Below are 17,199 nucleotides of genomic sequence, written 5' to 3' on the forward strand. Positions count from 1 at the left end.
TTTCGAATGAAAGCCGTGAATATTTTTTGAATATTTTGTGATTTTAATTTGGTTTATAAAATAAACTTATCTACATTCGCGACGTGCAAAGAGGAGTGCGCAGCTTCTTTGCTTTTTTTATCCACAGACAGTTTACAAAATAAACTTGTTTGTGATAGTAGTAACAATAAAAGGAGGATACTAAAATGAGACGAGTTCTATTCACATTGTTTTTATTTATGTTGGTATGTGTTGTTTTTATTTATGTTGGTATGTGGTTGCGTAAAGGCACGTACTATTATCGTAGAGGTTGGTAATATACGCAGTAATCAAGGAAATATCCTGGTCATGGCTCAGGCCGGGAAAGATACGAAGCCTGTTTATGGCATGGCGAAGTCTGAGAAAGGGAAGGTCACGATCCGGTTGGAAAACGTGGATTGGGAAAAAATTTGACTTATCCGTATGCCATGACGAGAACGAGAATTGGCAAATGGATATGCTGGAAGGAAGAGGAAGCGACTTTCAAATTAAAGCTGCATTATCATCCGGTAAATCAATAGAGCCACGGTACGGGTTTTACTACCACCGCTTTGGATTTTGGCGATAGGCTGGGGTAGTATCCAAAAGATATCGGGACAAACGGTCGTCTATAAAGCCCATGTTTCCGATGCGGGAGGAAATATCTGGATATTTTCCCGAGATAAGTAAATATAACAAATAAATAATTAAGTTTATGGAAGACAAGAATTTAACAGAGAAGGAGAGTCTGGAGCTTATAGCCCGGATGATTAAGGAGACGCAAAATAACGTGGCCCGCTATGCGGCGTATCCGCTTTTGATATGGGGATATCTGACAACGTTTATCGCTGTAGTCGTTTGGTTCGCTATTTTTAAATACGAATTTTATCAAATACAATATTTGTGGTGGTCACTGCCGGTCATCGCTTTTCCGTTAACCATTTATTTCAGCAGGAAGAGCGGAAAGAGAGGGGCACAAACGTATATGGATCGGATCACAAATAGGGTTTGGGGCATCTTTGGATGTGTCGGGTTTCTATTATCGTTTTTTGCTTTTTTCCAAGCGGTCGATATCTATTTCTTGATTCCGCTTTTGATGGGAATGGGAGTGGCGATTAGTGGATGTGTAACCAAATACAACCCGATGATCGTATTGGGGATTGTTGGTATTGCCTTGTCCTTTTCGCTTCTGTTTATACACGGTTTGGATCGTTTGTTGATTTTTGCCGCTATCTTTGTGGTCATGATGATTATTCCCGGTCATCTGCTAAATGAAAAAATGAAACAAGAATGTTTAAAGAGCTAGATCCCTTATTGCACTCCCAGCTCCGGTTAGCGGTGATGTCCATTTTACTATCGGTGGAGGAGGCGGAGTTTGTCTATATCAAGGAGAAGACGAACGCTACGGCGGGAAATCTGAGCGTCCAACTGGACAAACTTAGTGAAGCGGGTTATATCGAGATCGAGAAGGGCTTTGTCGGGAAGAAGCCCCGGACGGTTTGCCGGATCACAGACAAAGGATGCTTGGCGATGGAGGAGTATGTGAATACATTAAGGCAATATATCCATATTTAGCTTGTGCCATCGTGATGGCACAAGTCTTCCGCGATCCTATATCCCGGGGGACGGCGAGTAATTCCAATGACTCCAAACCGGCGCTTAAGCCCGGAATTGGATGAGCAACAACCCCAATCCGACAGCGACCCCGGTCGCTATCAATCCCGGCATCATGAAAGAATGGTTCAAGATGTATTTACCGATGCGGGTCGTACCGGTACGGTCGAAGTTGATGGCGGCTACGACGGTCGGGTAGTTGGGGATGAAGAAATAACCGTTTACGGCGGGGAATAAGGCGATCAACATATAGGGCGAGATTCCCAACGCGATCCCTAGCGGCAACAACGAACGAACGGTAGCCGCCTGGCTGAACAATAAAATGGACATTACGAAAAGGGCCAACCCGAATAACCAAGGCATCTGCGTAACCACATGTTCGATCGATCCCTTTAACTCGGTCATATTACCGGAGATAAAAGTATCTCCCATCCAAGCGATACCGAAGATCGCTACCACCGCTTGCATGCCCGCGGAGAAAACAGAACCCTGCGCGGCCTTGATTCCATCCGTTTTGGTGAATAATAGGATGAAAGCGGAGGCTGTCAACATCAAGGCCTCGATGATATGTGACATCTGCATCGGTACCTTTTCCATGTTGACGTCAAAGACCGGACGTAGGGACTCCATCGAACCAAAAATAACGATCGCTATCGTGGCGAGAACAAATATAGCGACCGACAAAGCCGCTTTCACTTGGTTTTCCACGCCTTTTGCCTCGTAATGCTTCGTGCCGAACTCACGGCTCTCGATCCGCTTTAAATACTCCGGATCTTGATCCAATTCTTTACCGACCCTTAACGAATAGATCGCTCCCGCCAATACCCCCGATAAGGTACAAGGAACAGCTATCATAAGGATATCCATCAAGGAAATATGATATCCGGATAACATACTGAGCATCGCTACCGTAGCCGCCGATATCGGACTGGCCGTAATCGCTTGCTGGGAAGCGATCACGGCGATCGCCATCGGACGTTCGGGGCGGATCCTCGTCTCCGTAGCTACCTCGGCGATTACCGGAAGTACCGAGTAAGCCACATGCCCCGTTCCGGCTATGAAGGTAAACAGATAAGTGACGAACGGGCTTAACAGGGTGATTCGTTGGGGATGCTTGCGAAGCAATTTCTCCGCCCACTTAATCATCAGATCAAGTCCGCCGGCGGCTTGCATACAACTGGCCGCCGCTATTACGGCAACGATCATAAGCATGACATCGATAGGAGGGGAAGTGGGCTGGAGCCCGAATCCAAAAGTGAGTATACCGAGTCCGAGACCTCCCAACACGCCCAATCCGATACCCCCGATACGGGCACCTATAATGATGGCGATTAAAACGAACGCTAATTGTAACAACATGCCGCGCGATTCTTTTGATTTAGTTTGTATTGGGAGCAAAAATACTTATTTTTGTTCCGCTATGAATAACAAAAACGCAAAAAACGAATGAAAAGAACAAGTATCTCTATTTTGATCGGTTTGTTTTGCCTTTTCCCCGCATTGTTTTCTCAAGTACGCGGAGAGTTCCTGCTGGAAAAGAATTGGAAGTTCACCCGGGAAGACAGCCCGGAGTTTATCAATCCCGGTTTTGACGACAGCCAATGGCAATCCGTGACCGTTCCGCATGATTGGGCGATTTACGGCCCGTTCAGCGCGCAGAATGATAAGCAAGAGGTCGCCATCGCCCAAGACGGACAAACGGAGGCGATGGAACATGCCGGCCGGACCGGAGGTCTGCCTTTCGTGGGAGTCGGCTGGTACCGGACCGAGTTTGAGGTTCCTCTATTTACGGAGGGGAAGCGTGCCGCGATCCTGTTTGACGGCGCGATGAGCCATGCCCGGGTCTACGTGAACGGGCAGGAGGTGGGTTATTGGCCGTATGGCTATAACGCGTTCCATTTCGATATCACGAGGCAGCTCATCCCGGGGAAAAAGAACACCTTGGCGGTCCGCCTCGAGAACCTGCCGGAATCCTCCCGCTGGTATCCGGGGGCGGGACTCTATCGGAACGTACATGTAATCGTGACGGAAAGCGCCTATATCCCGGTCTGGGGAACTTACGTTACGACCCCGACCGCCACGAAGGCGTTCGCGAAAGTCGACGTACGGACGAAAATCGTACTGCCGGAAGGCGCCGATGCCGGCAAGTATAGCGTGAAAACCAGTGTGTGGAACCCCAACGGGCAAAAGTTGACGGAGCAGACTACGTCCCTCTCGCAGATCAAGTACAATGACAATAGCCTCTCTCAATCGTTTGTCATCCGGACCCCGACGTTATGGTCGCCGGATACGCCCGCCCTGTATTCCGCCGAGACTCGCCTGTATGAGGGCGATCGGCTGAAAGATATCTATACGACCCCGTTCGGTATCCGTTCGATCGAGATCATCCCGGATAAAGGCTTCTTCCTGAATGGTGAGAAGACGGTATTCAAGGGCGTCTGCAATCACCACGACCTGGGCCCGCTGGGCGCCGCCGTCAACGACGCCGCTATCCGCCGTCAGATCCGGATCTTGAAGGATATGGGATGCAACGCGATCCGTACCTCTCATAATATGCCGGCTCCCGAGTTGGTAAAGGCCTGCGACGAGATGGGGATGATGTTGATGGCGGAGAGCTTCGACGAATGGAACAAGGCGAAATGCGCGAACGGCTATCACCTGATTTTCGACGAATGGGTGGAGAAAGACCTCGTGAACCTGATACACCATTACCGGAATAACCCGAGCGTCGTGATGTGGTGCGTCGGTAACGAGGTGCCGAACCAATGGGATGAGAGCGGTTGCAAGATCTCCAAGTCCCTGCAGGATATCTGCCATCGGGAGGACCCGACTCGTCCGGTGACGCAAGGCATGGATGCCCCGGATGCCGTCGTCAATAACAATATGGCGGCGGTCATGGATGTGGCGGGGTTCAATTATCGCCCGTTCCGTTATCAAGTGAATTACAAGAAACTGCCTCAGCGGATAATCCTGGGAAGCGAGACGGCTTCCACGGTCAGCTCGCGCGGGGTGTATAAATTCCCGGTAGAGCGTAAGGCGATGGCCGTCTACGCGGATCACCAAAGCTCCTCGTACGACGTGGAGCATTGCAACTGGTCCAATCTGCCGGAAGATGATTTTATCCAGCATGAGGATCTCCCGTATTGTATCGGGGAATTCGTATGGACAGGCTTTGATTACCTGGGCGAGCCTACTCCTTATTATACGAACTGGCCCAGCCATAGCTCCCTGTTCGGGATTGTCGACCTGGCGGGTATCCCCAAGGATCGTTATTACCTATACCGTAGCCATTGGAACAAAAGCGCCGAGACCTTGCATATCCTGCCGCATTGGACATGGCCGGGACGCGAGGGCGAGGTGACCCCCGTATTCGTCTACACCAATTATCCCTCCGCCGAGTTGTTTATCAACGGAAAGAGCCAGGGCAAACGTACGAAAGACCTGAGCGTCGGCATCGACAGCAGCTATACCGAAGCGGCCCGGAAGCGTTTCGAGCGGCAGAAGCGCTATCGCCTGATGTGGATGGATACCAAATACGAACCGGGGACCTTGAAGGTGATCGCTTACGATGAGGCGGGCAACGCCGTGGCCGAGAAAGAGGTACATACGGCCGGGAAGCCGCATCACATCGAGCTATCCGCCGATCGTAGCCAATTGGCGGCAGACGGGAAAGACCTTTCCTTCATCCAGGTCAGGGTGGTCGACAAGAACGGTAACCTTTGTCCGGACGACACCCGACAGATCCGGTTTCAGGTACGCGGTGCCGGAACCTACCGCGCGGCGGCAAATGGAAACAGCGCCAGTTTGGAGCTCTTCCATCTTCCGGAAATGAAACTGTTTAGCGGCCGACTCACCGCGATCGTGCAGACCGCCGAGGAGCCGGGAACGATCTATTTCGAGGCTTCCGCGCCGGGAGTGAAAGGGGCGACCCTTGAATTGATCAGCAAGTAAGCTCGATGATCCATATAACGCAAGCTGCGCGATTCAAGTCCGGAGACGGCTGCGAATCGCGCGGCCTTTTTTATGCCCGCGAGAGATTCGCCTCGCTGATGCCCTTGTTCTCGCACGAAAACGGACACCGTGTCCGAAATCGGACAGCGCTGGGGGATAGATATTTCCTGAGAATCAGTTGCTTGTATTTTTGGCACGGGGTTTGCCTTTTGGAGGGTAGAGAAATAAAAGCAAACGAAATATGGATAGAGAGATATCGAAAGAGGTCCGGCGGAAGGAGCGGCGGAGGCGGTTGTTGAAGTGGGGGGCGGGGATCGGTATCGCCGTTGTCTTGATAGGCGGGGCGATCGGTTCCATGCAGACCAGCCTGCAACGGAAGGAGCTGGTTTTTTCAACGGTGGATAAAGGGGTGATCGAGGTCTCCGTCAGCGCGTCCGGCAAGGTGGTTCCCGCTTTCGAGGAGATCATCAACTCGCCGATTCACTCCCGTATCGTCGAGGTTTATAAAAAGGGAGGCGATTCCGTGGAGGTAGGTACCCCGATCTTGAAACTGGACTTGCTGAGCGCCGAGACGGATTACAAGAAGCTGCTGGACGAGGAGCAAATGAAACGCCTCCAATTGGATCAACTCCGTATCCGGAACCGCAATAAGCTTTCCGAGATGGAGATGCAATTGAAGGTCTCCCGCATGGAGCTGAGCCGGAAGGAGGTGGAGCTGCGCAACGAGCGTTATCTGGACAGCCTGGGGGCCGGGACGACCGACAAGGTCCGGCAAGTGGAACTGGACTATCGCGTCAGCCTCTTGAAACTGAAAGAGGATGAGCAGAAATATGAGAACGAGAAGTCCCTGACCGCCGCCGATTACAAGGTGAGAGAGCTCGACCTGAACATCTTCCGCAAGAGCCTGGCCGAGACGAGGCGTACCCTGGAAGAGGCCCGGATACGCTCTCCCCGAAAGGCGATCCTGACCTACGTGAACAACGAGGTAGGCGCCCGGGTCTCTCAAGGCAGCCGTGTCGCGATCGTCTCCGACCTCTCCCGTTTCAAGGTAGCGGGAGAGATCGCCGATACGTATGCCGACCGCGTCGCCGCCGGCAGCAAGGCGGTCGTGAAGATCGGCAACGACAAGCTGGACGGGGTGGTCAGCGATGTCACCCCCTTGTCGAAGAACGGCGTGATCTCCTTCACGGTACAATTGGAGGAGGACAACCACCGCCGCCTGCGCTCCGGCCTGAAGACCGACGTATACGTGACGAACGCCGTGAAGGACGACGTGCTGCGCATCGCCAACGCCTCGTTCTACGTCGGGAGAGGCGCGTATGAGCTGTTTGTCGTCGACGGCGACCGGCTGGTCAAGCGGAAGGTGCGGCTGGGCGACAGCAACTTTGAGTACGTGGAGGCCGTCGAGGGCCTGGAGGCGGGCGACGAGGTGGTCGTCTCCGACATGACAAGCTTCAAGGAAAAGAATACACTGAAATTGAGATGAGCTATGTTCAAGCAATATGTTAAGCAAGCCCTCCATACGCTGGGAGAGAACCGTCTGACAAGCGCGGTCTCCATCTTGGGCACGATGCTGTCGGTAGCCATGATCTTGGTCGTCGTGCTACAGTTCCAAATCAACCTGGTCGGTTATAGCCCCGTGTCGAGGCGAGACCGGATGCTCTATCTCTACTCCGTGCACACGCGGTCGAAGGATGGGGGCGAGGATAACAACACGGGCCTTTCCGCCGAGGCGGTACGCGCGTGCCTCTACTCGCTGAAGACACCCGAGGCCGTGACCGCGACGGCGTGGAACAGCCACGTGATCTCCATCCCGGGCAGGCGATTGTTCGAGGAATATACCGTCTGTTACACCGATCCCGCCTTCTGGGAGGTGTTTGACTTCCGGTTCCTGTCCGGCCGGCCTTTTACGGAGGCCGATCTCAACTCCGGCCTGCCCCGCGCGGTCATCTCCGATCAGTTGGCGGGGATCCTGTTCGGCAGCCGGGAGGTGGTCGGTCGCGATATCCTGGTGAACAACGTGATGCCCTGCACGATCGCGGGCGTGGTGGAGCGACCGTCGAGAGCGGCCGGCGAGGCGTTCGCCGATGTATGGATGCCTTATACGGCGAATGCCCTGTACACCCGTTGGGGCGGTTGCGACGGGATCTGCGGCCCTTTCGGGGCGACGATCTTGGCGCGTGAGCGCTCCGACGTCGATGCCCTGTACGCGGAGATCCGGCAAGCGGTAGCCCGCTACAACGCCGGCAAGGCGGATTACCGCCTGACGCCTCCCCGGCCCTTCACCCACCTGGAGCGGGCCTTGGGCTCCGGCAGCCACCGGGTCGGCTGGGGCGAGTACCTGCGAACGACCGGCTGGGTGCTCCTGTTCCTGCTGCTGTTGCCGACCTTGAACCTGACCGGGATCGTGCAGTCCGCCGTACAGAAGCGGCGGGCGGAGATGGGGCTTCGCAAGGCGTTCGGCGCCACCGGCGGGCGCCTGTTCGCGCAGGTGGTCTGCGAGAACCTGATCATCACGTGGATAGGAGGCCTGCTGGGCATCGGCCTGTCGGTCGTGCTGCTCTACGCGGGCCGGTCGTTCTTGCTGACGAGCGATACGGTGATCACGCCGGGCATGCTTTTCCGCCCCTTGCTGTTCGCGGCGGCCCTGTTCTTCACGTTGGTGTTGAACCTGCTGAGCGCGGGATTGCCCGCGCTCCGGATCGCGAGGGAGCGGATCGTGGAATCGCTGAGAGACGCGGATGAGTGAGAACTAACGATTGAAAGGGAATGATATGATTAAGCATCTATTGAGAATCTTATGGAACCAGCGCCGGAGTAACGGCTGGATATTCGCGGAGTTGCTGGTGGTAGCCGGTGTCTTCTGGCTGATGGCCGACCGGTTTTACGTGGATCTGCGGACCTATCGCTCGCCGCTCGGGTTCGATATCGCGAACGTATGGCGTTTCAAGCTGAGCGAGTCGGAAGGGCTCCGCGCCGACTCGCTTCCCGGGCTATCCGGGCCGGAGAAGCTGACCCGCCTGATGACGCGGATACGCGAGTGGCCCGAGGTGGAGGAGGTCTGCGCCACGTATTACTCCTGCCCCTACTCGCGGGGGAATTCCTGGCGGGAGATCGTGCCGCTGGACGGCGACACGAGCCTGACCGCCGGGACGCATTTCCAGATCCGGAACGTCACCCCGGAGTATTTCAGGCTTTTCCGGATCCGGACGCCGGAGGGCCGGCCCGTCGCGGACGAGATCGCCGGCCAGCGCGCCGCGCTGGTCTTGTCCGAGGGGATGGCGGAGCTGTTGTATCACGGCCGGCCGGCCCGCGGGCGGGAGGTGCGGCATAGCCAGATGGCGCGTACCTTCACGGTCGCCTCCGTGTCGACCGCCATCCGCGCCAGCGAGTATGAGGCTCCGGAGCCCTGTTTCTTCCAGTGCCTGGAGGGGGAGTTGTTCAACGAGACGGTCGACCGGCACGGGGCCCGGAACGCGGAGCTTTGCGTCCGGATGAAGAGGCGCTATACGCGAGACGACATGAACCGCTTCCTGAACGAGATGGGAGACCGCCTGGCGGTGGACGGCCTGTTTGTCTATGGCATCAGCGACATCCGCGACTTCCGGGATCACCTCCTGGAGGGCAAGCGGCGCGAGATGAGCCGTACGTCCGCCCTGATGGCCTTCATGCTGGCGAACGTCTTCTTCGGCGTCATCGGCACGTTCTGGCTCCGCGCGCGGAACCGCCGGGGCGAGATCGGCCTGCGGATGGCGCTGGGCGCCTCCGCCGCCGCGACGCGGCGGCACCTCTACCTGGAGGGCCTCTGCCTGTTGGCGCTGACCCTCCCCTGGGTGGCCCTCCTGGCGGTCAACGTGGCGGCGGCCGACCTGCTGGATACCTATCGCCTGCCGCTTACGGCGGGGCGCCTGGCCATCGCCTTCGGCGCGACCTATGCCACGCTGGGCGGCATGATCTGCCTCGGCATCTGGCTGCCGGTGCGCGCCGCGGCGCGGATGTCCCCGGCGGAGGCGTTGCGTTACGAGTAATCAAACAATCAGGCAATCAAACAATCAAACGAATAGAGTCATGATCAAGCTAACGAATTTACAGAAGATCTACCGCACGCGGGAGATCGAGACCGTCGCGCTGGAGAACGTGAACCTGGAGGTGCGGCGCGGCGAGTTCCTCAGCGTCATGGGCCCCTCCGGTTGCGGGAAGTCCACCCTGCTGAACCTCATGGGCCTGCTGGACCTGCCCACCTCCGGCACGGTCGAGATCGACGGGGTGAACACGGCGGGCATGCGCGACAAGGAGCTGGCCGCCTTCCGGAACCGGCGGCTGGGCTTCGTCTTCCAGAGCTTCCACCTGATCAGTTCCCTGAACGTGCTGGACAACGTGGAGCTGCCCCTGCTCTACCGCAAGGTCTCCGCCTCGGAGCGCAGGAAGCGGGCCGAGGCCGTGCTGGAGCAGGTGGGCCTCTCGCACCGCGCGCGCCACTTCCCGACGCAGCTCTCCGGCGGCCAGTGCCAGCGCGTGGCCATCGCCCGCGCCATCGCGGGCGACCCGGAGATCCTCCTCGCCGACGAGCCGACCGGCAACCTGGATTCCAAGATGGGCATCGAGATCATGGAGCTGCTCCACCGCCTCAACCGAGAGGAGGGCCGCACCATCGTGATGGTGACCCACAACGAGGCGCAAGCCCGGCAGACCAGCCGCGTCGTGCGCTTCTTCGACGGCAGGCAGGTACAGTAGGCGGGGATGGGGGAGGGCCCCGCCTCTTGGCATACGCATCATAGCTATGAGGTGTTACTCCTCATAGCTACGATGTGTTACTCCTCATAGCTACGAGGTGTTGCTCCTCATAGCTATGATGCGTGTGCCCGGAGGCGGCGTGTCGCCTTAGGTCGATACCGTGAAGCCGAGCGTGCCGTAGCGGGGCGTCTTGTAATGATGGCCGCTCGGGTTGTATTGCGTCACCACCTCCGCCACCCACTCGCCGGCGGTGAAGGCGAAGCCGGGCGTGAGGCAGAGGCGCTTGCCGGTATTGACGATCACCTCGGAGGGCGGGTAGAAGCGGCTCTCCGAGCCGTCGGGGCGGCGCAGGTAGAGGCCCACGCGGGGGTCGTCGCCCGCCAGCTTCAGCCGCTCGCCGTAGAGGGAGATGGAGTGGTGCTCGCCCGGCGGGAGCTGGTTGTAGGGCTCGTCGCTGTCGGGCGTGCGCGGCACGATGCGGAGGCTCACGTAGGCGGGGTGGGGCTGGGCGCCGCGGTCCAGCTGGAAGGTCTCGTTCTCGGCCCTGAGGTTGGCCACACGCTGCCTCAGCCGCGGCGAGGGGCGCAGGCGCGGGGCGAGGGTGTGTCGCCTGGGGTCGAACTTCTCGTAGAGGCTCTCGAAGGGGCCGTTCACGGTCAGCTCCGTGCGGCCGAAGCCGAAGTCCACGTTATAGCCCTCCTCGATGGCGTCGTAGATCTCCCGCTTGAGGAGGTTGAAGGTGGTGACGAGCGTCTCGGGGCGGTACTCGCACCGTTTCTCCACCACGCGGCGGGCGATGTCGTCGATGTCGAGCGTGCGCTGCCACACGACGCTGCCCTTGCAGCTCTTGTTGCCGGGCAGGTGGCTCTCGTTGACGCGGATGCTTAGCTTGCGGAGCGGCCGGGGCAGTTCCGACTTCGGTAATTCTTTATCCATGGTCTTCTGTCTTTCTTTATGTCTCTTTACTTGAAAAGGGCCATGATCTTGGGCAGGAAGATCATCGACCCGACGATCGCCGCCGTTATCGCCGTCAGCAACACGGCGCCCGCCGCCAGGTCTTTCGTTCGCTTGATCGCCTCGTCGTATCCCGGCGAGACGCGGTCCGCCAGGGCCTCGATCGAGCTGTTCACGGCCTCGGCGGCCAATACCGCCCCGCTCACGATCGCGACGGCGATCCACTCCGCGCGGGAAAGCCCGAGCGCCCCCCCGGCGATAAGCACGCAGACCGCCGCGAGGCAGTGGATCCGCGCGTTAGGCTCCCCCGCGATCAATAGCTTGATCCCGTTGAGCGCGAATTTAAAGCTCTCGGCCCTCCCCCGAGATGTGAAACCCTTCTTCTTCATCTGTTTTGCATAGTCTTGTGATATCTCTTGTCGAGGGGGCAAATATAGCGATTTCCCGCCAATATCCGAAAACGGACACCCTGTCCGTTATCGGACAGGGCGGGCAACGCTATGCGTCGGATTATCAGGTGGATAGGTTTTTGGCATGCCTTTTGCCCGAGGCCGGGTAAACAAACGCATACCGAAATGAGAAGGATCTATATGGCGATAGGCTGCCTGTGGGCGGTCGTCTCGGGCGTATCCGCCCAAGCAGGCACGGACAAGGTCCGCGTCACCCTGCGGGAGGCGATCCGGATCGCCCGGCTTCAATCCGTAGACGCGGCCGTGGCGCTCAATGAGCTGCGCACGGCCTATTGGGAGTATCGTACGCACCGGGCGGATCAGCTGCCGGAGGTGATACTTACGGGGGCCCTGCCCTCCTACAGCAAGCGATACACGAAGTACCAGCAACCGGACGGCTCCTATACCTACGTGCCGGACAACGCCCTGGGCCTGCGAGGCGCGATCTCCATCACCCAGAACATCGCCCTGACCGGAGGCAAGATCGCCCTCAACACCTCCCTGGATTTTACCCGTCAGCTGGGCCGTGGCGCCTACAACGCGTTCATGAGCGTGCCGGTCAGCCTGACGTTGACGCAGCCGATCTTCGGCGTGAACGAGCAGAAATGGAGGCGCCGCGTCGAGCCGGTCCGCTACCAAGAGGCCAAAGCCGCCTATATGGAGCGCGTGGAGGAGGTGACGATCGCTACCATCGCGAACTACTTCGACCTGCTGCTGGCGGAGGATCGCCGCGACATCTGCCGCCAGAACCTGCTGAACGCCCGCAAGCTCTACGACATAGCGGTCGCGAAGCGCGCGATCGGGCACATCTCGGAGAGCGAGCTGATGCGCCTGAGGCAGTCGGCCCTGCAGGCGAAAGGCAAGCTGACCGAGGCTCAGTCCGATTACAACGCGATGATGTTCAAGCTCCGCTCCTTCCTGGGGATGAGCGAGCGGGAGGTGATCGAGCCGGTCCTTCCCGAGGCGCTGGAAGGGATCCGTATGGATTACCGGGCGGTGTTGGAGAAGGCCCTGGAGAACAACTCGTTCTCCAAGAATATCGCGCGCCGCCGGTTGGAAGCGGACCAGGAGGTGGCGACCGCCAAGGGAAACCGCCGCAGCGTGAACCTGTTCGCCTCCGTGGGGTATACCGGCAAGGGCCCCTCCGCGCGAGGCGCCTACCACCCGTTGAAAGACAACCAGATCGTGGAGGTCGGGCTTTCGATCCCTCTCCTGGACTGGGGGAAACGGAAAGGGAAGGTGAAAGTAGCCGAGTCGAACCGGGATGTCGTGCTTTCCAAGATCCGCCGGGAGCAGATGGACTTTAACCAAGATATCTTCCTCTTGGTGGAGCGATTCAATAACCAAGCCGCGCAATTGGAGATAGCCGCCGAGGTGGACGCGTTGGCGGAGAAGCGCTACCGGGCCTCGATCGAGACCTTCATGATCGGGAAGATCGATATCCTGGACCTGAACGACGCCCAGAGCTCGAAGGACGACGCGAGGCAAAAGCATATCCGGGAGCTCTATTACTATTGGCGTTATTTTTACGACATCCGTAGCGTAACGTTGTATGATTTCTTGAATAATCGTACATTAGACGCCGATTTCGAGGAAATCGTGAAACGATAAATGGAGAGAGGTTATATGATACTGATAATCGATGACGACGCGGCGGTCCGTTCCTCGCTTACGTTCCTGCTCAAACGCGCGGGCTTCCGGCCGGAGGCGGTCCCGGGGCCGAGGGAGGCCCTGGCGGTGGTCCGCGCCGCGGCGCCGGAGCTGATCCTGATGGATATGAACTTCACGCGGACCACCGCGGGCGAGGAGGGGATCCAATTGTTGAGGCAGGTGAAGATCTTCCGCCCCGATATCCCCGTGATCCTGATGACCGCCTGGGGATCGATCGCCCTGGCCGTGCAGGGGATGCGGGCCGGCGCCTTCGATTTCATCACGAAGCCTTGGAATAACCTGGTGCTGTTGAAGTCGATCCGGACCGCCTTGGAACTGAGCGAGCAGAGGCGGGAGGCAAACGCGCCCTTGAACCGTTCGGATGCCGACCGCAAATTCCATTTTGACAAGATCGTGGGGCAGAGCGCCGCTTTGATGGAGGTGCTGGGGACGGTCTCGCGTATCGCCCCGACAAACGCCTCGGTCTTGATTACCGGCGAGAGCGGCACGGGTAAGGAGCTGGTCGCGGAAGCGATCCACGCGAACAGTCCCCGGTCGGGAGAGGCTTTCGTGAAGGTAAACCTGGGCGGACTTTCCCAGAGCCTTTTCGAGAGCGAGATGTTCGGGCACAGGAAGGGGGCCTTCACGGACGCGTACATGGATCGGACAGGACGTTTCGAGATGGCGGACAAAGGTACCGTCTTCTTGGATGAGATCGGCGATCTGGAACTCTCCTGCCAGGTAAAGCTGCTTCGGGTGCTGCAAGACCAGACCTTTGAGGTCTTGGGGGATAGCCGCCCCCGGAAGGTGGATGTACGGGTCGTGAGCGCCACGAACCGGGATTTACGCGCGATGGTGGCGGACCGCACGTTCCGCGAGGATCTGTTTTACCGGATCAATCTGATCACGGTGCATCTGCCCGCCCTGCGCGAGCGAAGGGAGGATATCCCGTCGCTGGCCCGGTATTTCGCGGACAGGCAATCGGAGATCAACGGGCTCGCGCGGGTTGAGTTCTCTTCGGATGCCCGGACCTATTTGAGCCGTCTCCCTTTCCCCGGCAATATCCGCGAGTTGAAGAACTTGGTGGAGCGGACGATCCTCGTATCGGGCAAGAGGTTTCTGGATGCCGCCGACTTCGAGGCGCATCGCATGGATACGTCTGCCCCCGGACCGGCGATCCCGCCCTCTTTGGAGGGCCTCACCTTGGATGAACTGGAGAAACGAACCATCTTACGCGCCCTGGAGGCGCATGGGGGTAACTTGTCGCGTGTAGCCGCGGCGCTGGGGATCAGCCGCGCCGCGTTGTACCGGAGGCTGGAGAAATACGGAATCCCGGTCGATAAATAAGAAGAGGCAGGGATGAGGCTGAAAGGACTGTTCTGGATATTGACGACGCTGCTGCTGACGCTATGGGCGGTGGTGACTTACTGGGTCTTCTATACCTCTTCCCTCCGGATGTTTTTCGCGGTAGAGGCCTTGGTCTTGCTTACGGTCATCTATTTGTTTGCCTTTTACCGCCGTATCATGAAGCCCTTGCATATCATCGGCAACGGCATGGAGCTATTGAGGGAGCAAGACTTTGGTTCCCGCCTGGGAAAGGTCGGGCAAGCGGAGGCGGACCGGGTGGTCGACGTGTTTAACAAAATGATGGAGCAGTTGAAGAATGAGCGTTTGCGCCTCCGGGAACAGAATCATTTCCTGGACCTGCTGGTCAACGCCTCCCCGATGGGAGTGATCATCTTGAACCTGGACGAGGAGATCCTGTCCGTGAACCCGGCCGCCTGCAAATTGTTTGGCGCGCGAAGCCCGGAGGATCTGGTGGGGAAACGTTTTCTCCAGCTGGATTCTCCCTTGGCGGAAGAATTGGTGCGGCTCCCGATGTATCAGGCGCAGACCGTCCGGCTGAACGACGCCACCATTTACAAATGTACGCATTCCTCATTCGTGGACCGCGGCTTTCACCACCCGTTTTATTTGATAGAGACATTGACCCAAGAGGTGTTCAAGGCCGAGAAGAAAGCGTACGAGAAGGTGATACGCATGATCTCTCATGAGGTGAATAATACGACCGCGGGTATCACCTCTACCTTGGATACGCTGGAATCCGCTTTCGGCGGGATGGAGGGTATGGAGGAGGTCCGCGAGGTCTTGCGGGTCTCCATGGAACGCTGCTATAGCATGAGCCGGTTTATCACCCATTTCGCCGACGTGGTGCGTATACCCGAACCTCAAAGCCGTCCATGCGAGTTGAACCAAGTGGTGTTCGCCTGCAAACGCTTTATGGAGACGGTCTGCCGGAACCGGGATATCGAGATCGTCATGGATCTGAGCGAGGAATCCCCGGTCGTGAACTTGGATAGTTCCCTGTTCGAGCAGGTCTTGGTCAATATAATCAAGAATGCCGCCGAATCCATCGATCGGGATGGGAAGATCTATATCCGGACGACCGTGCGTCCCACCTGCCTGGAGATCGCCGATACGGGCAAGGGCATCGACAAGGAAACGGAGACGAAGCTGTTCAGCCCGTTCTTCTCCACGAAACCGAACGGGCAGGGCATCGGCCTGATCTTTGTCCGTGAAGTGCTGTTAAAACAGGGTTGCCGATTCTCTCTTCGCTCTTATCCGGATGGATTGACAAGGTTTAAGATTTGGTTCGCTTGAACGTTTCCCCGTTCCCTCGGTCGCTTTATATCATAACCATTGATTCATGAACTCATCCATCTCCCCCGCGTGGGCTTCCAGGCTTTGAAGCAGCTTGAACTGGGCTTTCGTACGGATCAAGTTATGTTTCGGGCTATGGATCTTGTAATAGGTATCGCCGTTGATATAATCGGTTAAGAACCGGACGGTCTGCATATAAGTCAACAGACGGCCGCCGTAAGGCAGCAACTTGATCTCGGTAGGCGTCAAGAACGCCTTGGCCTTTTCCATGTATCCGCGGGTATAGGCTTTGAAGATTTCCATATCGACGTTTACGTTATCCAGGTTCTCATCGTCCTCGGCGCCCGTATTGGCCCCGGTTCGGATAAAGTCGCCGATATCGGAAAGGACGAAGCCCGGCATGACGGTATCCAGGTCGATCACGCAAAGCACCTTGCCGCTGTCAGCGTCGAACATCATATTATTTACTTTCGTATCGCAGTGGTTCGTGCGTTTCTTCAATCGACCTTCCCGGTATAGGCGCTCTTGGACGCACATCGCCTCGGCCCGTTTCTCGATCTCCTCGACCAAATCTTTCACCTCTTCCAACCGGCCTGCCGGATTGGCGGCTACAGCCTCATGGAATTGTCGCAGGCGAAACTCCATATTGTGGAAATCCGGGATGGTCTCGCCCAGCGTACCCTCGGGTATATCGGACAACAGGGTCTGGAAATCACCGAACGCCTTGCCGGCCTCATAAGAAAGCGCAGGGGTCACCTCCTCATAGCTTTTGCTGCGAGGGATGAACAGGCATACCCGCCAATAGCTATCTCCGTCGAAATAATATTTTTTCCCGTCTTTAGTCGGCAGGAAGGTCAGTACCTTACGGTCGATATCCGTTTCCCCTCTTTCCTCCAGCTTCCTGCGGATATGGGTGGTAACCACATGGATGTTATTTTGCAGCATCTCCACATTGGTGAAGATCAAATGGTTGATACGCTGCAGCACGTATTTGATCTCCCCCTTCTCGTTGGTCACCTTCAATGTATCATTAATGTGTCCGTTTCCGAATGGTTCGGCGGAAACTACTTTCTCGTCCAACTGGAATCGATCCAAGATGTTTAGTAATTGTTCGTTCGTTTTTGCCATGATATTTCGTTACGTTAACTCCCGCGAAGATACAAAAAAAGGCCACGACACACATCGCGAC

At 57.1% G+C, this 17,199-nt stretch carries 15 protein-coding genes; 11 read left to right on the plus strand and 4 right to left on the minus strand.

Going from position 1 to position 17,199, the window contains the following annotated elements; translation table 11 throughout:
• Nucleotides 1–228: 228 nt before the first annotated feature.
• From G7Y39_RS13685 to G7Y39_RS08815, 3 genes are all read left to right on the plus strand, one after another.
• Nucleotides 229–432 (plus strand): hypothetical protein, encoded by a 204-nt coding sequence (locus G7Y39_RS13685; RefSeq protein ID WP_241159990.1) that lies wholly within the window; start codon nt 229–231, stop codon nt 430–432.
• Between the two features lie 280 nt (nt 433–712).
• Nucleotides 713–1,303 carry a hypothetical protein gene (locus G7Y39_RS08810; protein WP_165157016.1) on the plus strand — a complete coding sequence of 197 codons (591 nt, stop codon included), beginning with the start codon at nt 713–715 and terminating at the stop codon, nt 1,301–1,303.
• Nucleotides 1,288–1,572, plus strand: a complete 285-nt coding sequence (locus G7Y39_RS08815; protein WP_165157018.1) for a transcriptional regulator — start codon at nt 1,288–1,290, stop codon at nt 1,570–1,572. The genes G7Y39_RS08810 and G7Y39_RS08815 overlap by 16 nt, the downstream gene beginning before the upstream one ends.
• 84 nt (nt 1,573–1,656) lie before the next feature.
• Here the strand turns inward: G7Y39_RS08815 and G7Y39_RS08820 are convergent, their stop codons facing one another.
• On the minus strand, nt 1,657–2,970 hold the full coding sequence (locus G7Y39_RS08820; RefSeq protein ID WP_165157020.1) for an anaerobic C4-dicarboxylate transporter family protein: 1,314 nt from the start codon (nt 2,968–2,970) through the stop codon (nt 1,657–1,659).
• Between the two features lie 87 nt (nt 2,971–3,057).
• Here G7Y39_RS08820 and galB point away from each other — a divergent pair, with 87 nt between their 5' ends.
• From galB to G7Y39_RS08845, 5 genes are all read left to right on the plus strand, one after another.
• Complete coding sequence (gene galB, locus G7Y39_RS08825; RefSeq protein ID WP_165157022.1) at nt 3,058–5,562, plus strand: beta-galactosidase GalB; 2,505 nt, start codon at nt 3,058–3,060, stop codon at nt 5,560–5,562.
• 241 nt (nt 5,563–5,803) lie between these two features.
• A complete protein-coding gene (locus G7Y39_RS08830) occupies nt 5,804–7,048 on the plus strand; it encodes an efflux RND transporter periplasmic adaptor subunit (protein ID WP_165157024.1) in 1,245 nt (414 codons plus the stop codon).
• Between the two features lie 3 nt (nt 7,049–7,051).
• Nucleotides 7,052–8,311 carry an ABC transporter permease gene (locus G7Y39_RS08835; RefSeq protein ID WP_165157026.1) on the plus strand — a complete coding sequence of 420 codons (1,260 nt, stop codon included), beginning with the start codon at nt 7,052–7,054 and terminating at the stop codon, nt 8,309–8,311.
• 25 nt (nt 8,312–8,336) lie between these two features.
• Entirely contained in the window at nt 8,337–9,590 is a 1,254-nt protein-coding gene (locus G7Y39_RS08840) for an ABC transporter permease (RefSeq protein WP_165157028.1), read from the plus strand.
• A 40-nt stretch (nt 9,591–9,630) separates the two neighbouring features.
• Nucleotides 9,631–10,296, plus strand: coding sequence for an ABC transporter ATP-binding protein (locus G7Y39_RS08845; protein ID WP_165157030.1), 666 nt, complete (start codon nt 9,631–9,633; stop codon nt 10,294–10,296).
• A gap of 147 nt (nt 10,297–10,443) precedes the next feature.
• Here G7Y39_RS08845 and G7Y39_RS08850 read toward each other — a convergent pair whose 3' ends face one another.
• A complete protein-coding gene (locus G7Y39_RS08850) occupies nt 10,444–11,232 on the minus strand; it encodes a DNA-binding domain-containing protein (protein ID WP_165157032.1) in 789 nt (262 codons plus the stop codon).
• A gap of 26 nt (nt 11,233–11,258) precedes the next feature.
• A complete protein-coding gene (locus G7Y39_RS08855) occupies nt 11,259–11,639 on the minus strand; it encodes a diacylglycerol kinase family protein (protein WP_165157034.1) in 381 nt (126 codons plus the stop codon).
• A gap of 186 nt (nt 11,640–11,825) precedes the next feature.
• Between G7Y39_RS08855 and G7Y39_RS08860 the strand changes: the two genes are divergently transcribed.
• From G7Y39_RS08860 to G7Y39_RS08870, 3 genes are read left to right on the plus strand one after another with little or no spacing between them, the layout of a single operon-like run.
• Nucleotides 11,826–13,310 carry a TolC family protein gene (locus tag G7Y39_RS08860; protein ID WP_165157036.1) on the plus strand — a complete coding sequence of 495 codons (1,485 nt, stop codon included), beginning with the start codon at nt 11,826–11,828 and terminating at the stop codon, nt 13,308–13,310.
• 15 nt (nt 13,311–13,325) lie between these two features.
• Nucleotides 13,326–14,696 carry a sigma-54 dependent transcriptional regulator gene (locus G7Y39_RS08865; RefSeq protein ID WP_165157038.1) on the plus strand — a complete coding sequence of 457 codons (1,371 nt, stop codon included), beginning with the start codon at nt 13,326–13,328 and terminating at the stop codon, nt 14,694–14,696.
• Nucleotides 14,697–14,708: 12 nt separating this feature from the next.
• Nucleotides 14,709–16,010, plus strand: coding sequence for a PAS domain-containing sensor histidine kinase (locus tag G7Y39_RS08870; RefSeq protein ID WP_165157040.1), 1,302 nt, complete (start codon nt 14,709–14,711; stop codon nt 16,008–16,010).
• Between the two features lie 30 nt (nt 16,011–16,040).
• On the opposite strand, the gene G7Y39_RS08875 is transcribed toward G7Y39_RS08870, so the two are convergent.
• Entirely contained in the window at nt 16,041–17,138 is a 1,098-nt protein-coding gene (locus G7Y39_RS08875) for a phosphotransferase enzyme family protein (RefSeq protein WP_165157042.1), read from the minus strand.
• Nucleotides 17,139–17,199: the final 61 nt, after the last annotated feature.

The sequence above is a fragment of the Parabacteroides sp. ZJ-118 genome, from assembly GCF_011038785.1.
Lineage (GTDB): Bacteria > Bacteroidota > Bacteroidia > Bacteroidales > Tannerellaceae > Parabacteroides.

Coding starts and splice junctions, on each gene's coding strand:
- G7Y39_RS08810 (WP_165157016.1), top strand. CDS start 713: ATGGAAGACAAGAATTTAACAGAGAAGGAGAGTCTGGAGCTTATAGCC.
- G7Y39_RS08815 (WP_165157018.1), top strand. CDS start 1,288: ATGTTTAAAGAGCTAGATCCCTTATTGCACTCCCAGCTCCGGTTAGCG.
- G7Y39_RS08820 (WP_165157020.1), bottom strand. CDS start 2,970: ATGTTGTTACAATTAGCGTTCGTTTTAATCGCCATCATTATAGGTGCC.
- galB (WP_165157022.1), top strand. CDS start 3,058: ATGAAAAGAACAAGTATCTCTATTTTGATCGGTTTGTTTTGCCTTTTC.
- G7Y39_RS08830 (WP_165157024.1), top strand. CDS start 5,804: ATGGATAGAGAGATATCGAAAGAGGTCCGGCGGAAGGAGCGGCGGAGG.
- G7Y39_RS08835 (WP_165157026.1), top strand. CDS start 7,052: ATGTTCAAGCAATATGTTAAGCAAGCCCTCCATACGCTGGGAGAGAAC.
- G7Y39_RS08840 (WP_165157028.1), top strand. CDS start 8,337: ATGATTAAGCATCTATTGAGAATCTTATGGAACCAGCGCCGGAGTAAC.
- G7Y39_RS08845 (WP_165157030.1), top strand. CDS start 9,631: ATGATCAAGCTAACGAATTTACAGAAGATCTACCGCACGCGGGAGATC.
- G7Y39_RS08850 (WP_165157032.1), bottom strand. CDS start 11,232: ATGGATAAAGAATTACCGAAGTCGGAACTGCCCCGGCCGCTCCGCAAG.
- G7Y39_RS08855 (WP_165157034.1), bottom strand. CDS start 11,639: ATGAAGAAGAAGGGTTTCACATCTCGGGGGAGGGCCGAGAGCTTTAAA.
- G7Y39_RS08860 (WP_165157036.1), top strand. CDS start 11,826: ATGAGAAGGATCTATATGGCGATAGGCTGCCTGTGGGCGGTCGTCTCG.
- G7Y39_RS08865 (WP_165157038.1), top strand. CDS start 13,326: ATGATACTGATAATCGATGACGACGCGGCGGTCCGTTCCTCGCTTACG.
- G7Y39_RS08870 (WP_165157040.1), top strand. CDS start 14,709: ATGAGGCTGAAAGGACTGTTCTGGATATTGACGACGCTGCTGCTGACG.
- G7Y39_RS08875 (WP_165157042.1), bottom strand. CDS start 17,138: ATGGCAAAAACGAACGAACAATTACTAAACATCTTGGATCGATTCCAG.